The organism is Ochrobactrum sp. WV_118_8 (assembly GCF_039631535.1).
Classification (GTDB): Bacteria; Pseudomonadota; Alphaproteobacteria; order Rhizobiales; family Rhizobiaceae; genus Brucella; species Brucella anthropi.
Genome location: NZ_JBDIUZ010000001.1, coordinates 1,949,307 through 1,969,966 on the forward strand (window position 1 = coordinate 1,949,307; position 20,660 = coordinate 1,969,966).

A 20,660-nucleotide genomic window follows, 5' to 3' on the forward strand; every position below is an offset into this window, starting at 1 on the left:
GGATGGCAAAGGTCGGCTTTGGTGGAGGCTGCCACTGGTGCACCGAGGGTGTTTTCCAAGCGTTGCGCGGCGTCACGCAGGTCGACCAGGGTTTTCTACAATCGACGGCGCCGGCAAACACCTGGGCAGAGGGGGTGATCGTCACCTTCGATCCCACGGTCATTGGTTTGACGACGCTGTCCGAGGTCCATCTCAGAACGCACTCCGCCAAGCGAGCCCGATCGCTGCAAAGCAAATATCGCAGTGCGATTTATATATTTGAAGAGAGCCAGCGCCATGAAGCTGAGCAAGCAATTGCCCGCTTGGGCGAAGAGACTGGCGAGGCGGTGCACACCTTAGTTCTATCGTTTGTGGGCTTTAGGGCATCGGATGCGCGCTATCAGAACTACTACCGCACCGATCCGAGCAGGCCTTTCTGTCAGAGCTACATTGATCCGAAGCTGGCGTATATCCGGCAGCACTATTCAAAGTTTGCTCTGCCGGGATAGCCAATACGAGTACGCATTTTCCGGGGATCCGCACGCCGAGCCAGCACCGTGTGCTGGGTGACTGCTTTGGCTAGTTCAACGTAGATGAATGATCCGACGACGGGGTCACGACTCGGCCAAGCGCCATAACTTTGGACCATCTCGGAGAGAGACAGCGCACCGAACACGACTCGAACGTGTGGTCTCCACCTTCAACGGTAGCACTGAATGATGGTGCGGGTGGCCGGGGTCGAACCGGCACTCCTCTCGGAACTGGATTTTGAAGGGAATCGCGTCTTTCGTATTCCGCCGTACCCGCCAGAAACTCGGGCCCGAAATCGCCCACATAACCGTTGCGCAGCATCTGCGCGGCACCTGGCGAGTCAACGGAAGCAGTTCGTCCAACCCCGCCTATGTGGCCTATACGGTATCCGTTTCTCCGACCCGAGCCGGGAACGTCTTTCGCGGCGGCGAATGGCGCAGCATGTATGTCCGTGCGGCAGCGTGAGGCACCGGTCTTTGGCCCTTAAAATTAAACCCGAAGCGCCCCTCAAAGAACTACCGCGATGATCAACTCAAGACGCGGCGGCAAGGCCTTGGTCATGCTGCCGAAGGAGGCGGCAGTGCCAGATAGCAAATACCTTACGCCTGAGGAGGTAGCTGAGCGCTACCGAGGTGGTATTTCGGTTGGGACCCTACGGAATTGGCGCGCGATGCGTCTTGGACCGTCCTTCGTCAAAATCGGCAAGGCCGTGCTCTACCCCCTCGATGAGCTTGATGCCTGGGATGAAAAGAATAAAGTGCAATGCCGTGCCCCAAGGGACACGGCGAGCACCTAGGTGATCAAACGTGACGGTCACGTTCACGCATGATCAACCGCCCCCATTCTCCGGCACCAGTCATTATGAAATTTACATTATTTGCTTATTGATCAATGTCTTAGCGTAATGGATGGCATGGTCCACAACCATCCTTCCGGTGATCCAACGCCATCGCGCGCCGACATCGATATGACCAAGCAGCTCGTCAACGCTGCCAAAGCACTCAACATCACGGTGCATGATCATGTCATTGTCGGGAAGCACGGCCATGCCAGCTTCCGTGGACTGGGATTGATCTAACAAAAATTTCCGCATCCAGCAGTTACCGATTGTTAAGCATAGCGCGAAGAATGGTTGCGCATTGCATGGAAATCGCTCGAATTTTCTTAAATTTGGACACAATCAGAGGTGAGACGAGAGCCAGTTCGAAGGCACGGCCTTTCGATGGGTATAATGAATTCAGGCATGTTTCCCGCCAGCGTTTCCAGACGGGAAAATCGGAGTAAAAAATGTTGAAGCGTTCTATCACCGCAGTGGCGCTTGGCGCCGCAATCGTTGCTTTTGCAGGTTCGGCTTTCGCTGCCGACATGATGGGAGCAACCGACTATTCCTATAATGATCCTGTCGCCGCAGGCCCGCATGACTGGTCCGGCAACTATATCGGCGCACAGGTCGGCGCTTCTTCGTCCAGGGTTCCCGGTCCTTTCACCAACCGCACTGGTGCTCTTGGCGGCGTTGTCGTAGGCAAAAACATGCAGAGCGGCAATGTCGTGTTTGGCGGAGAACTCGAAGGAAACTTCGCCGAAGCCGAACATCGCATCGGCAATGGCGGCAGCCTTCAGCAGTCATGGAACGGCAATGCCAAGGGCAAGGTCGGCTATGCTTTCGACAAGACGCTCGTTTACGGCACGGCTGGTTACGGCGTGACCCGCTTCAAGGCCAAGGACAACACCACCTCGGCTCCGGGCTGGGAAGGTGGCGCACTGGTTGGCGCTGGTGTTGAACAGGCCCTGAGCGGCCCGCTTTCCGTAAAGGCCGAATATGACTTCCAGCGCTTTAACGACGTGAAGTCCCGCGTCAACGGCGTGGAACAGCGCAACAATCTGAAGAACCATTCGATCAAGGCCGGTCTGAACTACAAGTTCTAGGCCTCGCGATCCGATGCGAAACTTCATTCTGTTTTAGCATCAAGCAATTCTGCATTTGCACAAAGGGCTGCGTTTCATAGCGCAGCCCTTTCGTTTTGCATAAATTTATCTTCATTTCGCAGTCTGACTACGTCATTCGATGGCTTGACTCCGACAGGCACTAACCGATTATAAATTGGTAGTGGAAGTGCGGGGAACAATAAGAGCGAAAAGCTCAACCACCATATCGGGAGGTTATCTTACCTTGCCGTGTTGTCTCCTCGCGCCTGAACACTTGGATATGTGGCTCTGCTGTCGCAGACCATGCAGTCAGGAATGAAAGAATGCAGCGCGTTTTTGACGGACACAACGATGTCCTTCTGCGGCTTTGGGAAAATGCCCGCAAGGGCCAAGACCCGATCAAGGAATTTATCGACGGGACGGATATCGGCCATATCGATCTGCCCCGTTCGCGCAAAGGCGGTCTCGCCGGTGGAATATGCGCTATCTACATACCTTCGGGCGAGCATATCGAACTGGGCAAGCCTGATGCCAATGGCCACTACGAAACGCCGCTTTCAGTGCCGCTGGAACGTAGTCCCTCCCTCGACATAGCTCTCGAAATCGCAGCCATCGCGTTGAAGCTGGAAGCTGCCGGGGGCTGGAAGCTCTGCCGCAACGGTCGTGAACTCGATGAAACGCTGAACAGCGACACATTTGCCGCCGTGCTGCACATGGAAGGCTGCGAAGCCATCGATGCCGATCTGGCTGCTCTTGAGGTCTTTTATGCTGCCGGCTTACGTTCACTCGGACCGGTGTGGAGCCGCAACAACGTTTTCGCTCACGGTGTTCCATTCGCCTATCCGATGAGCCCCGATACTGGCCCGGGCTTGACCGATGCAGGCAAGCGTCTGGTCAAAGCGTGCAACACCAAGGGCATTCTGATCGACCTGGCGCATATCACCGAAAAAGGTTTCTGGGACGTGGCCAAACTGAGCGATCAGCCGCTGGTCGCCAGCCATTCCAACGCACACGCCCTCACCCCTGTCGCCCGCAACCTGACCGACCGTCAGCTTGATGCGATCCGCGAGAGCAAGGGTCTTGCCGGACTGAACTACGCCACGACGATGCTGCGCGCGGACGGTAAGGAAGACGCCAACACGCCGCTGTCCGATGTAGTTCGCCACGTGGATTACATGGTTGAACGCATGGGCATCGACTGCGTAGCGCTCGGTTCAGACTATGACGGCGCAACAATTCCAGCCGAAATTGGCGATGCCGCAGGCACGCAAAACCTTGTCGATGCACTGCGAAAAGCGGGCTATAGTGAACAAGAGCTAGCAAAACTTTGCCAGGACAATTGGGTACGGGTTCTGAAACAGGCTTGGCACGAAGCGGCCTGATCTGGTGCGCATCCCGAAAAGTGTGAAATGGTTTTCGGAATAAGATGCGCGAAAAAACAAAGACAAAATCCCAAACAAAATCATAGGAAGGGGACTCTCAACATGATGCATTTCGGACGTTTTCGTATTCTGGCTGCGGGTGCAGCACTTGCCGCGGTACTGGCCGCAAATCCAGCCTGGTCGGCCACGCCAGCCGACACACTGGTTCAGGCATGGGCCATCGATGACACGATCACGCTGGACCCGGCAGAATCCTTCGAACTGAGCCCGGCCGAATTCATCGGCAACGCTTATGACATGCTCGTTCGCCTCGATATCAACGACACGTCGAAAGTTATACCGGGCGTCGCTGAAAGCTGGACCGTTTCCGACGATGGTCTCACCTATACGTTCAAGCTGAAGAAGGACATCAAGTTCGCTTCCGGCAACCCGATAACGTCTGCCGACGTGGCTTATTCTTTCGAACGCGCTGTGCGTCTCGACAAGAGCCCGGCTTTCATCCTGACCCAGTTCGGCCTGACCAAGGATAACGTCAACGAAAAGGCGAAAGCCGTAGACGATACTACCTTCGTCTTCACCGTCGACAAGCCATATGCACCAAGCTTCGTGCTGAACTGCCTGACCGCGACCGTCGCTGCTGTCGTCGACAAGAAGCTCCTCGAAGAACACGCCGAGAAGGTTACGCCGACCGACGATTATAAATACGACACCGACTATGCCAACGCATGGCTGAAGACCAAGTCGGCAGGTTCGGGCCCGTTCGCGATCCGCGAATGGCGCGCCAATGAAGTCGTCATTCTGGAACGCAACGACAATTTCTACGGCGAAAAGGCAAAGCTCAAGCGCGTTTTCTATCGTCACGTCAAGGAAAGCGCGACGCAGCGCCTGATGCTTGAATCCGGCGACGTCGATGTGGCGCGCAATCTGGAACCGGGCGACTATGAAGCCGTTCTGAAGAACGACAAGCTGACGACCGCCAGCGCTGCCAAGGGCACGGTCTATTACATCAGCCTCAACCAGAAGAACGAAAACCTGGCCAAGCCGGAAGTTCGCGAAGCGTTCAAATATCTGGTCGATTATGATGCAATCGGTTCAACCCTCATCAAGGGCATCGGTGAAATCCGTCAGACCTATCAGGCAAAGGGCGTTCTTGGTTCTCTCGATGCTGCACCCTACAAGCTCGACGTAGCCAAGGCGAAGGAACTGCTCGCCAAGGCAGGCCTGAAGGATGGTCTATCGGTCACGTTCGACGTCCGTAACGGCCAACCGGTCACCGGCATTGCCGAATCCTTCCAGCAGACCGCTGCTCAGGCTGGCGTGAAGATCGAAATCATCCCCGGCGACGGCAAGCAGACACTGACCAAGTATCGTGCCCGTAACCACGACATGTATATTGGCCAGTGGGGCATGGACTATTGGGATCCGAATTCCAATGCCGAAGCTTTCACCAGCAACCCGGATAACAGCGACGACGCATCGACCAAAACGCTTGCATGGCGCAACGCCTGGGACATTCCTGAGCTGACCAAGCAGACGCAGGCAGCTCTTCTGGAACGCGATAACGACAAGCGTGCTGAACAGTACAAGAAGCTTCAGCAGGAAGCTCTCGACCAGAGCCCGTTCGTCATGCTGTTCCAGCAGGTTGAAGTTGCAGGTATCGCCGGCAACGTGAAGGGCTACAAGCTCGGCCCGACATTCGACTCCAATTTCCTGGCGCCCATCAGCAAGGAATAGTTGGCTGCGCCTCAGCGCATGAAAGCTTTTCATGCGCTGAATCGGCTTAAAAACAAAAGGATGGAGCGGTTTTCTGAATCAAAACGGAAAGCCGCTCCAGAGCATTTCCAGCGAACCGGTTTCGCTCCCGGAAATGCGTCACAACAGGAAATGGAACGGCTCATCGAAACCGTTCTAGGGCTTTTCAAGCAAAGATGACTGAGGCTTCAGACCAGAACCTGTTCTGAAATGCTCTCATTGTCGGAAGCGGTCAAAACATTGAGCAACACTGGAACCACCAAAAAGGTAAGGCGAGCGCCAAGGCGTTCAACGGTCCTTGCCGCGTCGTTAGCCAGTTTTCTGGTCATCGTCGTCACGACCTATCTGGGCCTTCTGGCTGTCACATTCTTTATCGGCCGTGTGGTGCCGATCGACCCCGTGCTTGCCATCGTCGGCGACCGCGCTCCTGCGCATGTCGTGGCGCGCGTGCGGGAAGAAATGGGCTTTAACCTGCCCTATTACCAGCAGTTCTATCTTTACGTTAAGGGTGTGCTACAGGGCGATTTTGGCACTTCGGTACTGACGACCAATCCGGTCATGACCGACATTCGCCGCGTTTTCCCCGCGACCATGGAACTCGCTACCGTCGGCACCATCATCGGCGCTTTGTTCGGCATTCCGCTCGGCGTTCTCGCCGCCGTGAAGCGTGGTAGCCTCGTCGACCAGATTGTGCGCGTGATCGGCCTCGTTGGCTATTCGGTGCCGATCTTCTGGCTCGGTATGCTGGCACTTCTGATCTTCTATGCGCGGCTCGGCTGGACCTCGGGTCCCGGACGTATCGACATCACATTCGAATACACGTTCACGCCGATCACCGGTTTCTACCTGATCGACGCGATCATCCAGCGCGACTGGCCAGCTCTCAAGGATATCGTCTCCCACCTTATCCTGCCGTCGGCTTTGCTCGGCTATTTCTCCTTGGCCTATATCAGCCGCATGACCCGTTCCTTCATGCTCAACGAGTTGGAACAGGAATATATCGTTGCTGCTCGTGCCAAGGGTATTTCGGAAACCCGTATCATCTGGGGCCATGCGCTGCGCAATGCCGCCGTCCCGCTCGTGACTGTGATTGCGCTTTCCTATGCCGGACTTCTGGAAGGTTCGGTTCTGACCGAAACCATCTTCTCCTGGCCCGGCCTCGGACTCTACATCACCAATTCCCTCCAAAACGCTGATATGAATGCCGTTCTCGGTGGCACTATCGTCATCGGGTCGGTCTTTATCGCGCTCAACCTCGTGTCCGATCTTCTCTATCGGGTTCTCGATCCAAGGACGCGCGTACGATGAGCCAAATGACAGTTACTTCCAACCTCTCATGGCGTGAATGGCTGCTTACCGAGCGGCCACAATCACGCACGCAAGCCCGTCTCGGCCGGGCCTATATGGTCTGGCGGCGTTTCACCGCCAACAAGCTGGCCGTCCTCGGCCTCCTGATCATCATCGGATTGCTCGTCGTTGCAGCGCTGGCCGATGTGCTGGCGCCGCATTCGCCAGTTATCGGCGATCTGGCCAATTCCCGCCTGCTGCCGCCGGGAACACCCGGCTATCTGCTCGGCACCGACGATCAGGGCCGCGATATTCTTTCGCGTCTGATCTATGGCTCCCGCCTCACTCTCTATGTGGTGTTGCTGGTCGCCATCATCGCCGCGCCTATCGGCCTTCTGGTCGGTACTGTCGCCGGTTATGCCGGCGGCTGGGTCGATGCCGTACTGATGCGCATCACCGATATCTTCCTTGCCTTCCCGAAGCTCATTCTCGCGCTGGCCTTCGTTGCTGCTCTCGGACCCGGCATCGAAAATGCCATCATCGCCATCGCGATCACCTCATGGCCACCCTATGCGCGTATTGCGCGCGCGGAAACGCTCACGGTGCGCAACTCGGATTATATCTCCGCTGTTCGCCTGATGGGCGCTTCGCCAATCCGCATCGTCGTGCGCCACATCATGCCGCTCTGCACATCTTCGCTGATCGTGCGTGTAACGCTCGACATGGCAGGTATCATCCTGACGGCAGCGGGCCTCGGCTTCCTCGGCCTCGGCGCACAGCCGCCATTGCCGGAATGGGGCGCGATGATCGCTTCCGGTCGCCGCTTCATTCTCGACCAGTGGTGGGTTGCAGCCATGCCGGGTATTGCGATCCTGATCGTCAGCCTCGGCTTCAACCTTCTGGGCGATGGCCTGCGCGATGCGCTCGATCCGCGGGGTAACAATCAATGAAGCCTCTTCTGACTGTTGAAGACCTGCGCGTCACCTTCCCGACGCGCACAGGCGCAATCGAGGCCGTGCGCGGTGTCAGCTTCGAGCTTGGCCGCGAGCGTCTCGGTATTGTTGGCGAATCCGGTTCTGGCAAATCCCAGACCGGCCGCGCCATCATGGGGCTTACCCCGCTCCATGCGAAGATCACCGCCAGAAAACTCGAGTTCGACGGCATCGACCTTCTAAACGCGTCGGCCCGCGAACGTCGCGCCTTGCGCGGCGGCCGCATAGCCATGGTGTTGCAGGACCCGAAATATTCGCTCAACCCTGTCATGACCATCGGCAAGCAGATCGCCGAAACGCTGAAGGCCCATGGCAAATTCAGCAGCGATGAAATCCGCAAGCGCTCAATCGCCATGCTCGAAGCCGTGCAGATTCGCGATGCTGAACGCGTCATGAGCCTTTATCCGCACGAAGTTTCGGGCGGTATGGGCCAGCGCGTCATGATCGCCATGATGCTGGTCGCCGAGCCGGAAATGCTGATCGCCGACGAACCAACTTCGGCCCTCGACGTGACGGTTCAGCTTGAAGTGCTCGGCATTCTGGACAAGCTGGTTGCCGAACGCGGCATGGGGCTGATCTTCGTCAGCCACGACCTGCGCCTCGTTTCTTCATTCTGCGACCGCGTTATCGTCATGTATGCGGGCAAGATCGTGGAGGAAATTGCGGCGAAGGACCTCGCCAATGCGAAACATCCCTATACGCAAGGATTGCTGAACTGCATGCCGAAAATCGGAGCCGATCGCCATCCCCTGCCAACCTTGCAGCGCGAGGAGGCTTGGAAGCTATGACAGGGGAAACTATGAGCACGGCATCTGCACTGAGCGTCGACAATATCGACGTCTATTTCGACCATTTCCATGCGCTGAAATCGGTGAGCATCGACGTAGCGCGCGGCGAATCCTACGGCCTCGTGGGTGAATCCGGTTCCGGCAAGTCGACCCTGCTACGTGCCGTTGCAGGACTGGCACCCGTTGAAGACGGCGAAATCCGCATAGACGGGCAATTGCTGAAGACGCCGCGCGACAAGGCATTCTATCGCAATGTCCAGATGGTGTTTCAGGACCCTTACGGCTCGCTGCATCCCCGGCAAACGGTGGACCGGCTGCTGCTGGAACCGCTTGCCATCCACGGCGTCGGCGACACCGAACAGCGCATCGTGAAGGCGCTCGATGAAGTCGGCCTCGGTTCCGGCTTCCGCTTTCGCTATCCGCACCAGCTTTCAGGCGGCCAGCGCCAGCGTATCGCCATTGCCCGCGCCCTGATCGTTGAACCCAGCATATTGCTGCTCGATGAGCCAACCTCGGCGCTCGATGCATCGGTTCAGGCGGAAGTGCTGAATCTGCTGGAGCAGGTTCGGCGTGACCGCAACCTGACCTTCGTCATGGTCAGCCACGATCTTGGCGTTGTGACCCATATGTGCGACCGGCTTGCTGTCATGCGTAATGGAGAGGTCGTGGAACAGTTGCAGGCAGACGATCTTGTTAGCGGCAATATCCATGCCGACTATACGAAGAACCTGATGCAGGCCAGCGAAGGCTTCCGCAGGTAATGCAAAAGCTTGTCTCCCAGAAGTGGCAACCGGTTTTGGGATAAAGACATGCAAAAAACAAAGGGGACCTGCCGGTCCCCTTTTTCATTGCATCAATCGTCGGATGCCTTGCGCGGTGTGTCGCCATCCTGCCCGCGCCGCCAATAGGCGACAATAAGCTGGCGATCCTTCGCAACATTACGTTCCTTGCGCATATAGGTGCGGATCGACCGGAATGCGTTGAACTCGCAACCGGCCCAGACGTAAATGTCTTCCTCGTCTTCCGGTAGTTCGACCACACGCACCGCATCCTGCAGCAATGTCGTCGTTCCGGCTTCCGCGCCATCGCGGTTCAGCCACTGCAGATCGACATCGGCACGAGAGACAAGTTCCTGCTCTTCCGAAGCACTGCCGATCTCGACGCGCACGACCGCCTTGGTCCCTTCCGGCAGACGCTCCAGAATGCGCCCGATGGCAGGTAGCGCGGTTTCGTCACCCGCAAGCAGATACCACTTCGCATCGCCCGCATCGCCACCGCCCGGCCCCGTCATCCCGACAATATCGCCCGGCTTGGCGCTGACAGCCCAGCCGGAACCCGGCGCGTCGCAATCATCGCCATGGACGACCATATCGATATCCACCCAGCCGGCTACGCTATCGATGTTGCGGATCGTATAGACACGTGTGGCAAGCTTGGCTTCGCCATCCGGCCAGACAGGACGGCCATCTTCGCCGGTTGTGGGCCATTGCGGTTTGGCAAGACCTTCCGGCGGAAACAGCAGGCGGATATGAAGACCCAACTGCGAGAAGCGGAACAGGTTGTCGCCCTTCAGACGAATACGACGCATATGCGGCGTTACGTTCGATACTGCAACGACCTGCATCTCGCGGAAGTAAGGCAGCGGCAACCCGGCGGCCCCATCACCTTCCCAGATGATTTTCGGTTTGGCGCTGCCCTTGTCGAGAAATTCCAACACATGCTCGGCGATGGAATATTTCATATAGGCAAGACCGGTTTCGTCCTCGCTTTTGACGTCGACGCTAACCGTTTCATCATCCCATTGCACATCAGCCTGACCGAAGCTCAGCACCAGCTTGGCCGTGCTGCCCTGCCGATGCACGTCGGCATGCTCGACAAAATGATCGAGGAGCTGATTGACCACATGACCGGCATTTGTGAGCGCAAAGCGGGTATTGGCGTTGAGTTCGGACATGCCCCGTCCTCCTTTGGGAAACAATTTCCCCAGCCTTACCCGAATATAACATGACTATTCAAGTCATCATTTCGATTTGAACCCGCAATAAATTGTGACGGGCAGTGCCTGTCGCCAGACATCGAAAGAGCCAAGTGCACCCGCTTGCGCAACGCCAAGACGCGTCAATTCTCCGCCGAATTTCTCACGCCAGTTGAAAAGCAGCATCTCGCTTTGCAAGGTCACTGCATTCGCGACAAGCCTGCCACCCGGTTTCAGCGCGTTCCAGCAGGCTTCCAGAACGCCGTCATCCGTTACACCGCCGCCGATGAAGATCGCATCCGGCGCTTCCAGCCCTTCCAGTGCACAGGGCGCCCCGCCCTTGACCAACTGCAATCCGGGGACACCCAATGCCGCGCGATTTCGCTCGACCATCCCCTGCCGCTGTTCGTCCGCTTCTATGGCAATCGTGCGACATGAAGGATGAACACGCATCCATTCAATGCCGATCGATCCGCAACCGGCGCCGACATCCCAAAGCAATTGACGCGGCAATGGCTGCAATCGCGATAGAGTGACAGCACGAACGTCGCGCTTGGTCAGTTGTCCGTCATTCTCAAACGCTTCATCGGGCAGACCCGCGACGGGAGAAAACACGCGCGCATCCGGCGCAGCGACACATTCAATCGCCAGTACATTGAGATCGGCGCATCGCTCATGGGACCAGTTTTCGGCGGAACCCTGAACCCGGCCTTCCTTTGGCCCGCCAATATGTTCAAGCACCGTCATCAGGCTTTGGCCAAAACCTTTATCCGTGAGCATTGCCGCGGCTTTGGCTGGCGTCGAACCGTCATCGCTGAGCACAAGAAGTTTCTCGCCCGGCAAGATATGCGGAAACAGCAATTCGAACGGGCGACCGTGCACGCTAACAGACCGCACATCCTGAAGAGGCCAGCCCATGCGCGCAGCGGCGAGTGAAAGAGAGGACGGATAGGCAAGAACAAGCATTTCCTCCGGCGAGAAATGCCGGGACAAAGTCGCTCCCACACCAAAAAACATTGGATCGCCGCTTGCCAGCACAACCACCGGCTGGCCGCGATACGCCTCAATCATCGTGAAAGCTTCGTCGAATGGAGATGGCCAGGCTACGCGCTCGGCTTTGATATCGCCACTCAGAAAGTCCAAATGGCGCTTGCCGCCGAAAATGACCGCAGCAGAGTTGAGCGCCGCGAGCGCGGTATTCCCAAGCCCGTCAAACCCGTCCTCACCGATTCCGATCACTGTCAGCCAGCGTGCCATGCGCGATGCTCCTTTTCCCTGTTCGTATGGCGGGGCAGTAGCAAGTGCAAGCGGCAAGGCGTATAAGGCTGAAATGTCGAGCCAGCAAATCACTCAGTCGCGGCAAGCCCAACCCGACAGGCGCAACGCCTGCCCCGGTCTTTCGCGTATGGTTATGGCCAGGGATGGGGCTATTGCCCGTATCAAACTGAGGCTTGGTCGCCTGTCAGCTGATCAGGCGCGTTCAATTGCAGCAATAGCCGAACGTTTCGATGCAGGCGCGATAGAGCTGTCGATTCGCTCCAATATTCAGTTGCGCGGTATTACGCCCAGACATTGGAACGATGCCGTCGCGGCACTTCACGAGGCTGGCCTTGGCGCCGACAATCCCCGCGCGGATGATATTCGCAACGTGTTGGTCAGCCCCACGGCTGGCATTGACCGGGGCCAGATATGCGACGTCACCGGACTGGCATCGTCTGTGCTGGACATGCTGCAGGCGAATGAGGCTTTTTATGCCCTGTCGCCGAAATTCTCGCTGCAAATCGACGGTGGCGAAAACTGCGCGATGATTTCTCATCCGGGTGACATCTGGCTTTCGGCGATAGACGGCGAAACCTTTGCTTTTGGCCTTGCTTCGTCTCCCGACAGGGAAGCGCTGGGGGCTGTAGACGCGCAGCATGCCCTGCCCTTCATCGAAACGATGCTGCGTCGTTTTTTACGCCATGCCAGCTTTGCGCGGATGAAACATCTGTTTGAAGCCATCCCAGCATCAGAGTTTGTGGCAGGTCTGAGCCGGGAATTGTCGTTCCCGATTCATCCCGCAACCGGCTGGAAGCGCAAGGCACCGATGCCATTTTCGCATCTTGGCAACAACCAGCAGTCTGACGGTTCATTTTATGTCGGCGCCGTGCCGCTCCTGGGACGCCTGACATCGGCGCAACTAGCAGGTCTGGCAGACCTCTCCGACAGCGGAAGGCGTGGACTGCGTCTGACGCCGTGGCAAGGCGTTATCCTGCCTTACGCAGGCGAAACCCAGATTGGTGAACTAACCGAAAAACTTCGTTCGCTTGACCTCGAAACGACAGCCGAAGCCCCACATGCGCGGCTTCGTGCCTGTTCGGGATCAAATGGCTGCGTCTCCGCACTCGCCGACACACAGACAGACGGTAAAAGGCTGGCAACATATCTGGCGCCGGGAAAATCATCCGTGCACATCACGGGATGCGCCAAGTCATGCGCAGCACTTGCACCTTTGCCGCACACGCTTCTGGCGCGCTCGACAGGTCGCTACGATCTTTATGCGCAAGAGACGTTTCCGCAAGACGGGGCTGGACCATCGCGCTTTGGACGGCTATTGGCGACTGATATCACCATTGACGAAGCGGCGTGCCTTCTGAACGCCCGACACTGATTAGAGCGGTCACCATGACAGACTATATTCGCGATGGGCAGGCCATTTACGACCGGTCCTTCGCCATCATTCGCGCCGAGGCCGATCTAAGCCGGATACCAGCTGATCTGGAAAAGCTTGCAGTCCGTGTCATTCATGCCTGCGGCATGGTGGATGTGGTCAATGACCTCGCTTTCTCGCAAGGAGCCGGCAAAGCCGGACGCGACGCTCTGCTCGCCGGTGCGCCCATTCTCTGTGATGCACGCATGGTGGCCGAAGGCATTACCCGCTCTCGTCTGCCTGCCAATAATGAAGTCATCTGCACGCTGAACGACCCATCGGTTCCCGAGCTTGCAACGAAGATCGGCAATACCCGCTCGGCTGCAGCGCTCGACCTCTGGCTCCCGCATCTCGGCAACAGCATTGTTGCAATCGGGAATGCACCGACCGCCCTTTTCCGCCTGTTCGAATTGCTGGATGCTGGCGCGCCAAAACCTGCGCTCATCATCGGCATGCCGGTTGGCTTTGTCGGCGCGGCAGAATCCAAAGACGAACTCGCCACAAACAGCCGCGGTGTACCTTATGTGATTGTACGCGGAAGACGTGGTGGCAGCGCCATGACGGCAGCGGCAGTCAATGCGCTCGCGTCGGAGCGCGAATAATGACGGTAAAAGGCAGACTGTTCGGCCTGGGCGTTGGCCCCGGCGATCCCGAACTGATAACGCTTAAAGCCCTGCGTCTCCTCAAAAGCGCACCGGTTGTGGCTTATCACGCAGCCAAGGGGAAGAAGGGCAATGCCCTCACAATAGTCGAGGAATATCTTTCACCGGAACAGGTTCTGGTGCCGTTGATCTATCCAGTGACGACGGAAAAGCTTCCCGCGCATATGGATTACGAACAGATCGTCAGCGATTTCTACGGCGAGATAACGAGCACGATAGCGAGCCATCTTGATAGAGGTCAGGATGTGGCCGTGATAGCGGAAGGCGACCCGTTTTTCTACGGCTCGTTCATGTATATTCATGACCGGCTTGCCGATCAGTATGAAACGGAAGTCGTGCCTGGTGTCTGCTCCGTTCTTGGCGCTTCAGCTGTGCTGGGCGCCCCACTGGTCTATCGCAATCAGACATTATCCGTTCTCTCCGGCGTCATGAGCGCAGAAGAACTGACGCGACGGCTCGCGGATACAGGCGCTGCAGCTATCATGAAGCTTGGCAAAAATCTCGATAAGGTCCGCGCTGTGCTGGGCGAGCTCGGTCTCATGGACCGTGCGCTCTATGTTGAGCGCGCCACCATGGCCAATCAGCGCATTGTGCCACTTGCCGAAGTCAATGGTAGCGACTGTCCCTATTTCTCGATCATTCTCGTTCCGGGGCAAAAATGGAACGGCGCGTGATTCCTGCGATTCTGGTTCTCGGAGAAGCCGCGGTTCCTGCCGCGCGGCGGATCGCATCGGTGCTGGAACGCGCCGAAATACGCGGCCTCCAGAACCGTGTTGCGTCGCTGGATGAAACCTTCGTGCATTTCGGCGATGCGGTCAGGTCGCTTTATGAGGAGGGCCGCCCCATCATCGCGCTTTGTGCAGCCGGTATCGTCATCCGGGCGCTGGCACCATTGCTGCAGAACAAGCGCGTCGAACCGCCGGTTCTTGCTGTCGCCGAAGATGGAAGCGCAGTTGTGCCGCTTCTGGGTGGTCTCTCCGGTGTCAATGACATGGCTCGGCAGATTGCGGCAGCACTTGAGGTTGCGCCTGCCATAACCACGTCCGGCGAACTGCGGTTCGGTATCAATCTGCTGCACCCGCCTGCCGAACTGACCCTTGCCAATACTGACGACGCGAAAAATTTCACGTCGAACCTACTTGCGGGACAGAAGGTGCAGCTTGACGGAAAATCACGCTGGCTTGCTAATTCCAAACTGCCTTTCGCCAATGACGGTGCGCTGACGATCAGCATAACGCCCCACATCCGCACACCCCAGCCAGACGAGCTGATTTATCATCCGCGCAGTGTGGCGATTGGCGTCGATAGGGTCAGCGAGAACATTCAGAACGATATTGAAGATGCACTTGCCAAGGCGGGGATTGTCCCAGCGTCGCTGGCATTGCTTCTCGCCCACGAAAAAGACTGTACTTCGCCGCGGCTCCAAGAGGCTGCGGCGAAAATTGGTGTCCCGCTGCGCTATGTGGCGAATGCAACCGATGCTCGTGAGATCGTTCTTCATTCGGTGGAACAGCCGGTTCAACTGATGGAGAGCTTGGGGCTTGCCATTGCCGTGGCTGCCACCCCGGCAGATGTTCTGTTTGTCGGTCGAAAACGTGGCAAGCTGGTCGTTATCGGCCTTGGGCCCGGATCACGAGAGCTAATGACGCCTGCCGTTCAGCACGAACTGGAACAGGCCGAAGACATTCTCGGCTATGAGACCTATGTGCGGATGGCGGAAGAAAACCTTCGTCCTTTCCGCGCCGATCAGATCGTTCATATGACTGATAATCGGGAAGAAATGCAGCGGGCGCGTCATGCATTCGAACTCGCTGCTTCCGGGCGACATGTCGCCATGGTTTCTTCGGGAGATCCCGGTGTCTTCGCCATGGCTGCGGCAGTCGTGGAGGCGCTTCACGAAACGGAAAATGCGGCATGGCACGGCGTGGAGCTCGTCATCCAGCCCGGCATTTCCGCTGCAATGGCCGCCGCATCGCGGATCGGAGCGCCGCTCGGACACGACTTCTGCATCATTTCACTGTCGGACAATCTGAAACCCTGGGAAATTATCGAAAAGCGCCTTGCGCTTGCCGCTGAAGCGGATCTCGCCATGGCGTTCTACAATCCCATCTCCAAGGCACGTCCGCATCAGCTTGGTCGCGCGCTTGAAATCCTGCGGCAATATCGGTCTCCCGAAACGCCCGTTGTCCTTGGGCGCGACATAGGCAGACCGGCTGAGACTACACGGACAACCACGCTCGGCGCACTGACACCAGATGATGTCGATATGCGAACCGTTGTGATTGTCGGCTCGTCCCACACGCAAGTTTTTGCGAAATCTGATAGCAGGGAGTGGGTTTATACACCGCGCTGGTACGGCGAAAAGCCAGAGAAATGACAAACAAAAAAGGCAGGGAAAACCCTGCCTTTTTCATGTGTTATCCCTGATTGTTGAATCAGTTCTTCTTCGCCTTAGCCTTTTTCGGCTGGGCAGCGGCGGCTGCATCGGCCTTGGCTGCTGCCGCTTCAGCTGCAACCTGATCGGCGCTCTTCGGCGACGTATCGATAACAGCGCGCACACCGCCCTTGGCGGTCAGCTGGCAAACAGCGGTACGCAGATCAACCTTGAGATCGACATCGGTGCCGCCTGCTGCACCCGGACGGGAGTTGATGGCAGAGATAGCGTGTTCCGGCAGGAAATACTTGTTGGCAGCGGCAGTGATGCACGGCTGCGCGAGCGCCGGATCGACATAAGCCGTCGGCGTGAAGCGAGGCATCGAAATCGTCGGCGCGCTGATCGGGGCATCGGTCTTGCCCGGCGTCGCCGTCGTGGTTGGTACAGTCGTCGTGCAGGCAGCGGCAAGCGGGGCCAACATGGCAATGGCTAGAAAACGGGCTCCGGTGCGGGCGCGTCCGTACATGATCTACCTCATAGGATCTGCTGAGTAGGTAAAATTTTAAGTTCGATAACTATTCGGTTTTGCTCGATTGTCGAGTGGCAGGAAGGTCACATTGCCAGAATTTCGATTCGCATCCACAGTCTGGCATCACTGTTTTGCTAGAATCCAGTTCAGCATCTCGCGCCAGTCGGACATGCGGATCGGCGTGCCGTGATTACCACTTTCGAAACGCCGGAACTGGACCGGATAACCCGGCGCGCGCTTGCGTATCTCGCGATAGAAGGCTTCCTGCTTGTCGATTGCAAAAACCGGATCACGGCTGCCATGTCCGAAGAAGATCGGCACACGTTTCTTGAATGCGGGTGACTTGAAAAATCCGTCATCCCAAAGCGAGCCGAGCAGAATAAGTCCTGCGAGCTGGTTCCCCACCTTTTCATTAGCCGCTATGCGCCAGCATAGTGTTCCGCCTTGCGAGCCGCAGGACAGGATCAACGGAGCGCTCGGTGATGATGCCTTGGCTGCTTCGATCAATCCGGCAATCTGCGCCTCACCCGCATCGGCAAAATCCTTGAAATCCGGCGTGATATAGAGACCGCCATTCAGTGCCGCGAGATTCTTCACACGGTTGAAATTGCCGCCAAAGGTAAAATCATTCATACCTTGCAGGCGATTACCACCCCTACCATGCAGGTAGATGACGATAAAGGACGCGCCTTCGCGCTTGCCTGCTGTCATGGCCTTCACCGGTCCGGCAGCAGTCTGAAAGGTAACGTCCTTCTGGTAAGCGCGCGCCTTCAGCGAGACATAGGCATCTTTCACGCGCTTTTCAGGCACCGCATCGCGCCCGTTGATATCGCGCATCTCGTTGTAATCGATAACCTTGTAATCACCATTGTCAGCGCTGCTGATAATGCCGGGATAGGCGAAATAATCGTCCTTGTATGGCGGCAAAGACGCTGCCCCGGATGCCATCACAGTTGAAAACAGAAACAATGCCCCAAACAGGCCACCTATTCCATGCTTCAACATTCTATGGCTCATCGGATTACAGCTCCAGCGTATGATAGCGCCTGTTGAGATAGACCAGCGCCTCGTCCTCGGCTTTGGACCGCAGGCCCACGACTTCCCCGAAAAGGACGTGATGCGTGGAGTGATCCTGCACGCTGACCACCCGGCAATCGAAAGCAGCAAGTGCACCCTGCAATATGGGTGCTCCGGTCACCTGAACATCCCAGCGCGCCAGTTCGAACCGCTCGTCCTGGGTCAGGCCGATACGGCCCGAAAAAGCGTCTGCGAGCTGTTGGTGCGACCCCGCGAGCGTGTTGACGGCGAACACGCCGTTTTCGATGAACAGCCGGTTTTCTTCATGAATCTTTTGCAGGCAAATTAGGATCGTCGGCGGATTATCCGAAACCGAACAGGCCGCCGTCAGCGTCAGACCACGCCTTCCCGCACTACCGGCAGTCGTGACGATCTGTACTGCGCCGGCGTAATGACTCATGGCATCCCGATAGGACTTGGATTCCACCGAAGCTGCACTTGAAATGATGTTCTTAATCGTTTGCACGTCCAACAGAATCCGTCTCGCCCTATGGCATGTTATCTGAAGCCAGCTACCCTGGTAACAAGTCCGCATAACGAGCCCAAATAACGGGCCCACATAACGGGCATTGCACAAAGGCCAGGAAACAGCTACCCACTTTTCGTTGAAAATGCCACGAATTGTTTAATGAAGACGGATCACGTGATCGAGCTTGGGAAACGTCCGACCGCAGCGCTGACAAGTATCATCCTTATACTGCTTGCCAGTTCAGTACTGGCGCAGGCGGAGGATATGCGCGTCGGGCTCGCAGCACCGCTGTCCGGAACGTTCGCTCCATTGGGCAATCAGCTGGCGGAAGGCGCTCGTGTAGCCGCCACGGCAAAAGGCGCAGAACTCGTTATTTTCGATGATCGCTGCGATGCTGAAGGCGGCAAGGAAGCCGCAGAACGCTTCGTCAAGGAAAACGTCCGGGTCGTCACCGGCTTTCTGTGCCCGGAAGCACTTGAAGCAGCACTTCCGGTTCTCGCAGCCAGCAACATACCTGTTGTGACATCAGGCGTCAGCGAAGCCACGCTAACTGAAAGACGTGCGCCCGCGCCGATGGCGGTATTCCGTCTTGCAACCGGCCTAGACAAGGAAACGCAGGCAACCGGGAGCTTCCTTGGCAGCCTTTGGCGCGCGCAATCTTTCGCAATCATCGATGATGGCACCATCGAAGGACGTGAACGAGCTGCACGCGTTTTAGCCAGCCTTAAAGAGCAACAACTACAGCCGGTTTTCACAGACACCTACCGACCGGGTCTCGATAACCAGAATGCTCTGGTCGCCCGGTTGCGGCGCGCAGGCGCTACCCATGTTTATGTCGGCGGTGAGCGCGACGATATCGCCGCTATAGGCGCAAGCGCTGCCGCGCTCAACTATTCCCTGACGATTGCTGGCGGCAGCCTTCTTGACGCAGCACCTGGCACACAGCCCTTAAGTCAAGGCACGTTGATGATTGCCCCGCTCCGTCCGCAGGAACTCTCGACGGCAAAGCCAGCAATCGATGCATTGCGTCAGGCCGGGAAACTTGCAGACGCCTATGCAATCATTGGTTATGCCAGTGCGGAAATCCCTGCGGATGTGATCAAGCGTGCCGACGAGCAGAAGCTGCCGATTATCGACACACTCCGCAATAATTCCTTTGAAACCGTTCTTGGCTCGATCAAGTTCGATGGCAATGGTGTCCGAACCGACAACCCGAACCGCCTGCAGCGTTTCGATGGCAAGCGGTTCGTGCTAGCCGACAAGTAGCCCAATCAGGCTCGCAGCAATCACCAGTCCGGTCATCAGGCTCATCGTCGACCAGAAAAGATGAAGCGCGGCATCGATATCATCAGCGTTGGCGTCGCGCTTGCCGGATGCATTCAGCATCGGCCCTTCGACTTTCTCCGCCCCATATTGGCGCGGACCGGCAAGCGCCAGCCCCAGCCCGCCTGCAAAAGCCGATTCCGGCCAGCCAGCATTGGGCGAGCGATGTAGACGTGCATCACGGCGCATGACGGAAAACGCTTCTTTGCCTGAAAGCCTGTCTTTCGTGATCGCGGTGGCAAGGGAGGCGAGCAGTCCGGTCAGTCTGGCTGGGATATAATTAGCGACATCGTCCAGCTTTGCGGCAAAACGACCAAAGTCACGATAGCGATCATTCAGATGGCCGATCATGGAATCAGCGGTATTGATCAGCTTGTAGGCGAACAAACCGGGTAACCCACCGACCAGAAACCAGAACGCAGGTGCAACGATACCATCTGAAGCGTTTTCCGCGAGGCTTTCTATCGCTGCACGACTGACACCGCCTTCATCGAGATGTTCGGGATTGCGCCCGACGATCATCGACACAGCCCGACGACCGCCTTCGATCCCTTCCTCACGCAATGCCAGTGCAACCGCCTGCACATGATCGGCAAGGCTTTTCTGTGCAAGCAGCACCGTCACGATCAGGATTTCGGCAACTGCACCGGCAGTCCCGGCGAAGGGTAACGAGAGTTCAAGGATGAGCCCCAGAACCACACAGCCCATCACCAGCCCGATCGTCAGCCACATGCCGTTTCGGCGAAGCACCGAGGCAGAGAGATTGCGATTGTTCCAGCGCTTTTCGCCCCACGAAATTGCTTTCCCGAACAGGACGACGGGGTGCGGCACCTTCTGCCATAGCTGCGGCGGGTCGCCGACAAAGCGATCCAGAAGAAGCGCCAGCGAAAGAATAATCAGCTTTATTTCCATGAGCTTGACCAGA

Annotated in this window: 21 protein-coding genes and 1 pseudogene; 16 read left to right on the forward strand and 6 right to left on the reverse strand. The window is 57.2% G+C overall.

The window, feature by feature from the left end; all coding sequences use genetic code 11:
- The first annotated feature begins 2 nt into the window (after positions 1 to 2).
- The 11 genes and pseudogenes from ABDF71_RS09470 (at position 3) to ABDF71_RS09520 (ending at position 9,398) form a co-directional block, all read left to right on the forward strand.
- Entirely contained in the window at positions 3 to 488 is a 486-nt protein-coding gene (locus ABDF71_RS09470) for a peptide-methionine (S)-S-oxide reductase (RefSeq protein WP_088217425.1), read from the forward strand.
- Between the two features lie 259 nt (positions 489 to 747).
- Positions 748 to 975, forward strand: a complete 228-nt coding sequence (locus ABDF71_RS09475; protein ID WP_088217426.1) for a hypothetical protein — start codon at positions 748 to 750, stop codon at positions 973 to 975.
- A 94-nt stretch (positions 976 to 1,069) separates the two neighbouring features.
- The gene (locus ABDF71_RS09480; protein WP_254915512.1) at positions 1,070 to 1,306 is read left to right on the forward strand and encodes a helix-turn-helix transcriptional regulator; all 237 of its coding nucleotides are present in this window, start codon (positions 1,070 to 1,072) and stop codon (positions 1,304 to 1,306) included.
- Positions 1,307 to 1,423: 117 nt separating this feature from the next.
- A pseudogene (locus ABDF71_RS09485) lies at positions 1,424 to 1,588 on the forward strand (JAB domain-containing protein); the annotation flags it as partial.
- A 209-nt stretch (positions 1,589 to 1,797) separates the two neighbouring features.
- Complete coding sequence (locus tag ABDF71_RS09490) at positions 1,798 to 2,436, forward strand: outer membrane protein (RefSeq protein WP_010659869.1); 639 nt, start codon at positions 1,798 to 1,800, stop codon at positions 2,434 to 2,436.
- A 323-nt stretch (positions 2,437 to 2,759) separates the two neighbouring features.
- Entirely contained in the window at positions 2,760 to 3,818 is a 1,059-nt protein-coding gene (locus ABDF71_RS09495; RefSeq protein ID WP_029928876.1) for a dipeptidase, read from the forward strand.
- Positions 3,819 to 3,920: 102 nt separating this feature from the next.
- Positions 3,921 to 5,552, forward strand: a complete 1,632-nt coding sequence (locus ABDF71_RS09500; protein WP_151663000.1) for an ABC transporter substrate-binding protein — start codon at positions 3,921 to 3,923, stop codon at positions 5,550 to 5,552.
- Positions 5,553 to 5,780: 228 nt separating this feature from the next.
- Positions 5,781 to 6,878 carry an ABC transporter permease gene (locus ABDF71_RS09505; protein WP_373418737.1) on the forward strand — a complete coding sequence of 366 codons (1,098 nt, stop codon included), beginning with the start codon at positions 5,781 to 5,783 and terminating at the stop codon, positions 6,876 to 6,878.
- Positions 6,875 to 7,807, forward strand: a complete 933-nt coding sequence (locus ABDF71_RS09510; RefSeq protein WP_500061483.1) for an ABC transporter permease — start codon at positions 6,875 to 6,877, stop codon at positions 7,805 to 7,807. Before ABDF71_RS09505 ends, ABDF71_RS09510 begins: the two co-directional genes overlap by 4 nt.
- The gene (locus tag ABDF71_RS09515) at positions 7,804 to 8,637 is read left to right on the forward strand and encodes an ABC transporter ATP-binding protein (RefSeq protein ID WP_010659864.1); all 834 of its coding nucleotides are present in this window, start codon (positions 7,804 to 7,806) and stop codon (positions 8,635 to 8,637) included. Before ABDF71_RS09510 ends, ABDF71_RS09515 begins: the two co-directional genes overlap by 4 nt.
- A gap of 11 nt (positions 8,638 to 8,648) precedes the next feature.
- Positions 8,649 to 9,398: an ABC transporter ATP-binding protein gene (locus ABDF71_RS09520; protein WP_029928879.1), complete on the forward strand. Its 750-nt coding sequence runs from the start codon at positions 8,649 to 8,651 to the stop codon at positions 9,396 to 9,398.
- A gap of 92 nt (positions 9,399 to 9,490) precedes the next feature.
- On the opposite strand, the gene ABDF71_RS09525 is transcribed toward ABDF71_RS09520, so the two are convergent.
- The gene (locus tag ABDF71_RS09525; protein ID WP_437260050.1) at positions 9,491 to 10,591 is read right to left on the reverse strand and encodes a DUF2218 domain-containing protein; all 1,101 of its coding nucleotides are present in this window, start codon (positions 10,589 to 10,591) and stop codon (positions 9,491 to 9,493) included.
- A gap of 66 nt (positions 10,592 to 10,657) precedes the next feature.
- Entirely contained in the window at positions 10,658 to 11,869 is a 1,212-nt protein-coding gene (cbiE, locus tag ABDF71_RS09530) for a precorrin-6y C5,15-methyltransferase (decarboxylating) subunit CbiE (protein ID WP_479883547.1), read from the reverse strand.
- A gap of 73 nt (positions 11,870 to 11,942) precedes the next feature.
- On the opposite strand from cbiE, the gene cobG reads away from it, so the two are divergent.
- From cobG to cobJ, 4 genes are read left to right on the forward strand one after another with little or no spacing between them, the layout of a single operon-like run.
- Positions 11,943 to 13,262, forward strand: coding sequence for a precorrin-3B synthase (gene cobG, locus ABDF71_RS09535; RefSeq protein WP_500061484.1), 1,320 nt, complete (start codon positions 11,943 to 11,945; stop codon positions 13,260 to 13,262).
- 14 nt (positions 13,263 to 13,276) lie between these two features.
- Complete coding sequence (locus ABDF71_RS09540) at positions 13,277 to 13,903, forward strand: precorrin-8X methylmutase (protein ID WP_043063115.1); 627 nt, start codon at positions 13,277 to 13,279, stop codon at positions 13,901 to 13,903.
- Complete coding sequence (locus ABDF71_RS09545; RefSeq protein WP_029928889.1) at positions 13,903 to 14,637, forward strand: precorrin-2 C(20)-methyltransferase; 735 nt, start codon at positions 13,903 to 13,905, stop codon at positions 14,635 to 14,637. Before ABDF71_RS09540 ends, ABDF71_RS09545 begins: the two co-directional genes overlap by 1 nt.
- Positions 14,622 to 16,340, forward strand: coding sequence for a precorrin-3B C(17)-methyltransferase (cobJ, locus tag ABDF71_RS09550; protein WP_437260048.1), 1,719 nt, complete (start codon positions 14,622 to 14,624; stop codon positions 16,338 to 16,340). Before ABDF71_RS09545 ends, cobJ begins: the two co-directional genes overlap by 16 nt.
- Before the next feature lie 58 nt (positions 16,341 to 16,398).
- Here the strand turns inward: cobJ and ABDF71_RS09555 are convergent, their stop codons facing one another.
- The 3 genes from ABDF71_RS09555 to ABDF71_RS09565 all read right to left on the reverse strand — a co-directional run bounded on the left by ABDF71_RS09555 (position 16,399) and on the right by ABDF71_RS09565 (position 18,409).
- Positions 16,399 to 16,863: a hypothetical protein gene (locus tag ABDF71_RS09555; RefSeq protein ID WP_010659856.1), complete on the reverse strand. Its 465-nt coding sequence runs from the start codon at positions 16,861 to 16,863 to the stop codon at positions 16,399 to 16,401.
- Between the two features lie 126 nt (positions 16,864 to 16,989).
- Positions 16,990 to 17,883, reverse strand: coding sequence for an alpha/beta hydrolase (locus ABDF71_RS09560; protein ID WP_437260047.1), 894 nt, complete (start codon positions 17,881 to 17,883; stop codon positions 16,990 to 16,992).
- Between the two features lie 4 nt (positions 17,884 to 17,887).
- Positions 17,888 to 18,409 carry a flavin reductase gene (locus tag ABDF71_RS09565; RefSeq protein WP_010659854.1) on the reverse strand — a complete coding sequence of 174 codons (522 nt, stop codon included), beginning with the start codon at positions 18,407 to 18,409 and terminating at the stop codon, positions 17,888 to 17,890.
- A gap of 177 nt (positions 18,410 to 18,586) precedes the next feature.
- Here ABDF71_RS09565 and ABDF71_RS09570 point away from each other — a divergent pair, with 177 nt between their 5' ends.
- The gene (locus ABDF71_RS09570) at positions 18,587 to 19,678 is read left to right on the forward strand and encodes a branched-chain amino acid ABC transporter substrate-binding protein (RefSeq protein ID WP_437260125.1); all 1,092 of its coding nucleotides are present in this window, start codon (positions 18,587 to 18,589) and stop codon (positions 19,676 to 19,678) included.
- Here ABDF71_RS09570 and cbiB read toward each other — a convergent pair.
- A complete protein-coding gene (gene cbiB / locus ABDF71_RS09575; RefSeq protein ID WP_437260046.1) occupies positions 19,664 to 20,647 on the reverse strand; it encodes an adenosylcobinamide-phosphate synthase CbiB in 984 nt (327 codons plus the stop codon). The genes ABDF71_RS09570 and cbiB overlap by 15 nt on opposite strands.
- Positions 20,648 to 20,660: the final 13 nt, after the last annotated feature.

Excerpts from the sequence above, each read along its gene's own strand:
- ABDF71_RS09560 (WP_437260047.1), bottom strand. The coding sequence starts at position 17,883 with ATGAGCCATAGAATGTTGAAGCATGGAATAGGTGGCCTGTTTGGGGCA.
- ABDF71_RS09525 (WP_437260050.1), bottom strand. The coding sequence starts at position 10,591 with ATGTCCGAACTCAACGCCAATACCCGCTTTGCGCTCACAAATGCCGGT.
- ABDF71_RS09505 (WP_373418737.1), top strand. The coding sequence starts at position 5,781 with ATGCTCTCATTGTCGGAAGCGGTCAAAACATTGAGCAACACTGGAACC.
- ABDF71_RS09495 (WP_029928876.1), top strand. The coding sequence starts at position 2,760 with ATGCAGCGCGTTTTTGACGGACACAACGATGTCCTTCTGCGGCTTTGG.
- cobG (WP_500061484.1), top strand. The coding sequence starts at position 11,943 with ATGTCGAGCCAGCAAATCACTCAGTCGCGGCAAGCCCAACCCGACAGG.
- ABDF71_RS09540 (WP_043063115.1), top strand. The coding sequence starts at position 13,277 with ATGACAGACTATATTCGCGATGGGCAGGCCATTTACGACCGGTCCTTC.
- cobJ (WP_437260048.1), top strand. The coding sequence starts at position 14,622 with ATGGAACGGCGCGTGATTCCTGCGATTCTGGTTCTCGGAGAAGCCGCG.
- ABDF71_RS09520 (WP_029928879.1), top strand. The coding sequence starts at position 8,649 with ATGAGCACGGCATCTGCACTGAGCGTCGACAATATCGACGTCTATTTC.
- ABDF71_RS09500 (WP_151663000.1), top strand. The coding sequence starts at position 3,921 with ATGATGCATTTCGGACGTTTTCGTATTCTGGCTGCGGGTGCAGCACTT.
- ABDF71_RS09545 (WP_029928889.1), top strand. The coding sequence starts at position 13,903 with ATGACGGTAAAAGGCAGACTGTTCGGCCTGGGCGTTGGCCCCGGCGAT.
- ABDF71_RS09555 (WP_010659856.1), bottom strand. The coding sequence starts at position 16,863 with ATGTACGGACGCGCCCGCACCGGAGCCCGTTTTCTAGCCATTGCCATG.
- ABDF71_RS09470 (WP_088217425.1), top strand. The coding sequence starts at position 3 with ATGGCAAAGGTCGGCTTTGGTGGAGGCTGCCACTGGTGCACCGAGGGT.
- ABDF71_RS09480 (WP_254915512.1), top strand. The coding sequence starts at position 1,070 with ATGCTGCCGAAGGAGGCGGCAGTGCCAGATAGCAAATACCTTACGCCT.
- ABDF71_RS09490 (WP_010659869.1), top strand. The coding sequence starts at position 1,798 with ATGTTGAAGCGTTCTATCACCGCAGTGGCGCTTGGCGCCGCAATCGTT.
- cbiE (WP_479883547.1), bottom strand. The coding sequence starts at position 11,869 with ATGGCACGCTGGCTGACAGTGATCGGAATCGGTGAGGACGGGTTTGAC.
- ABDF71_RS09510 (WP_500061483.1), top strand. The coding sequence starts at position 6,875 with ATGAGCCAAATGACAGTTACTTCCAACCTCTCATGGCGTGAATGGCTG.
- cbiB (WP_437260046.1), bottom strand. The coding sequence starts at position 20,647 with ATGGAAATAAAGCTGATTATTCTTTCGCTGGCGCTTCTTCTGGATCGC.
- ABDF71_RS09515 (WP_010659864.1), top strand. The coding sequence starts at position 7,804 with ATGAAGCCTCTTCTGACTGTTGAAGACCTGCGCGTCACCTTCCCGACG.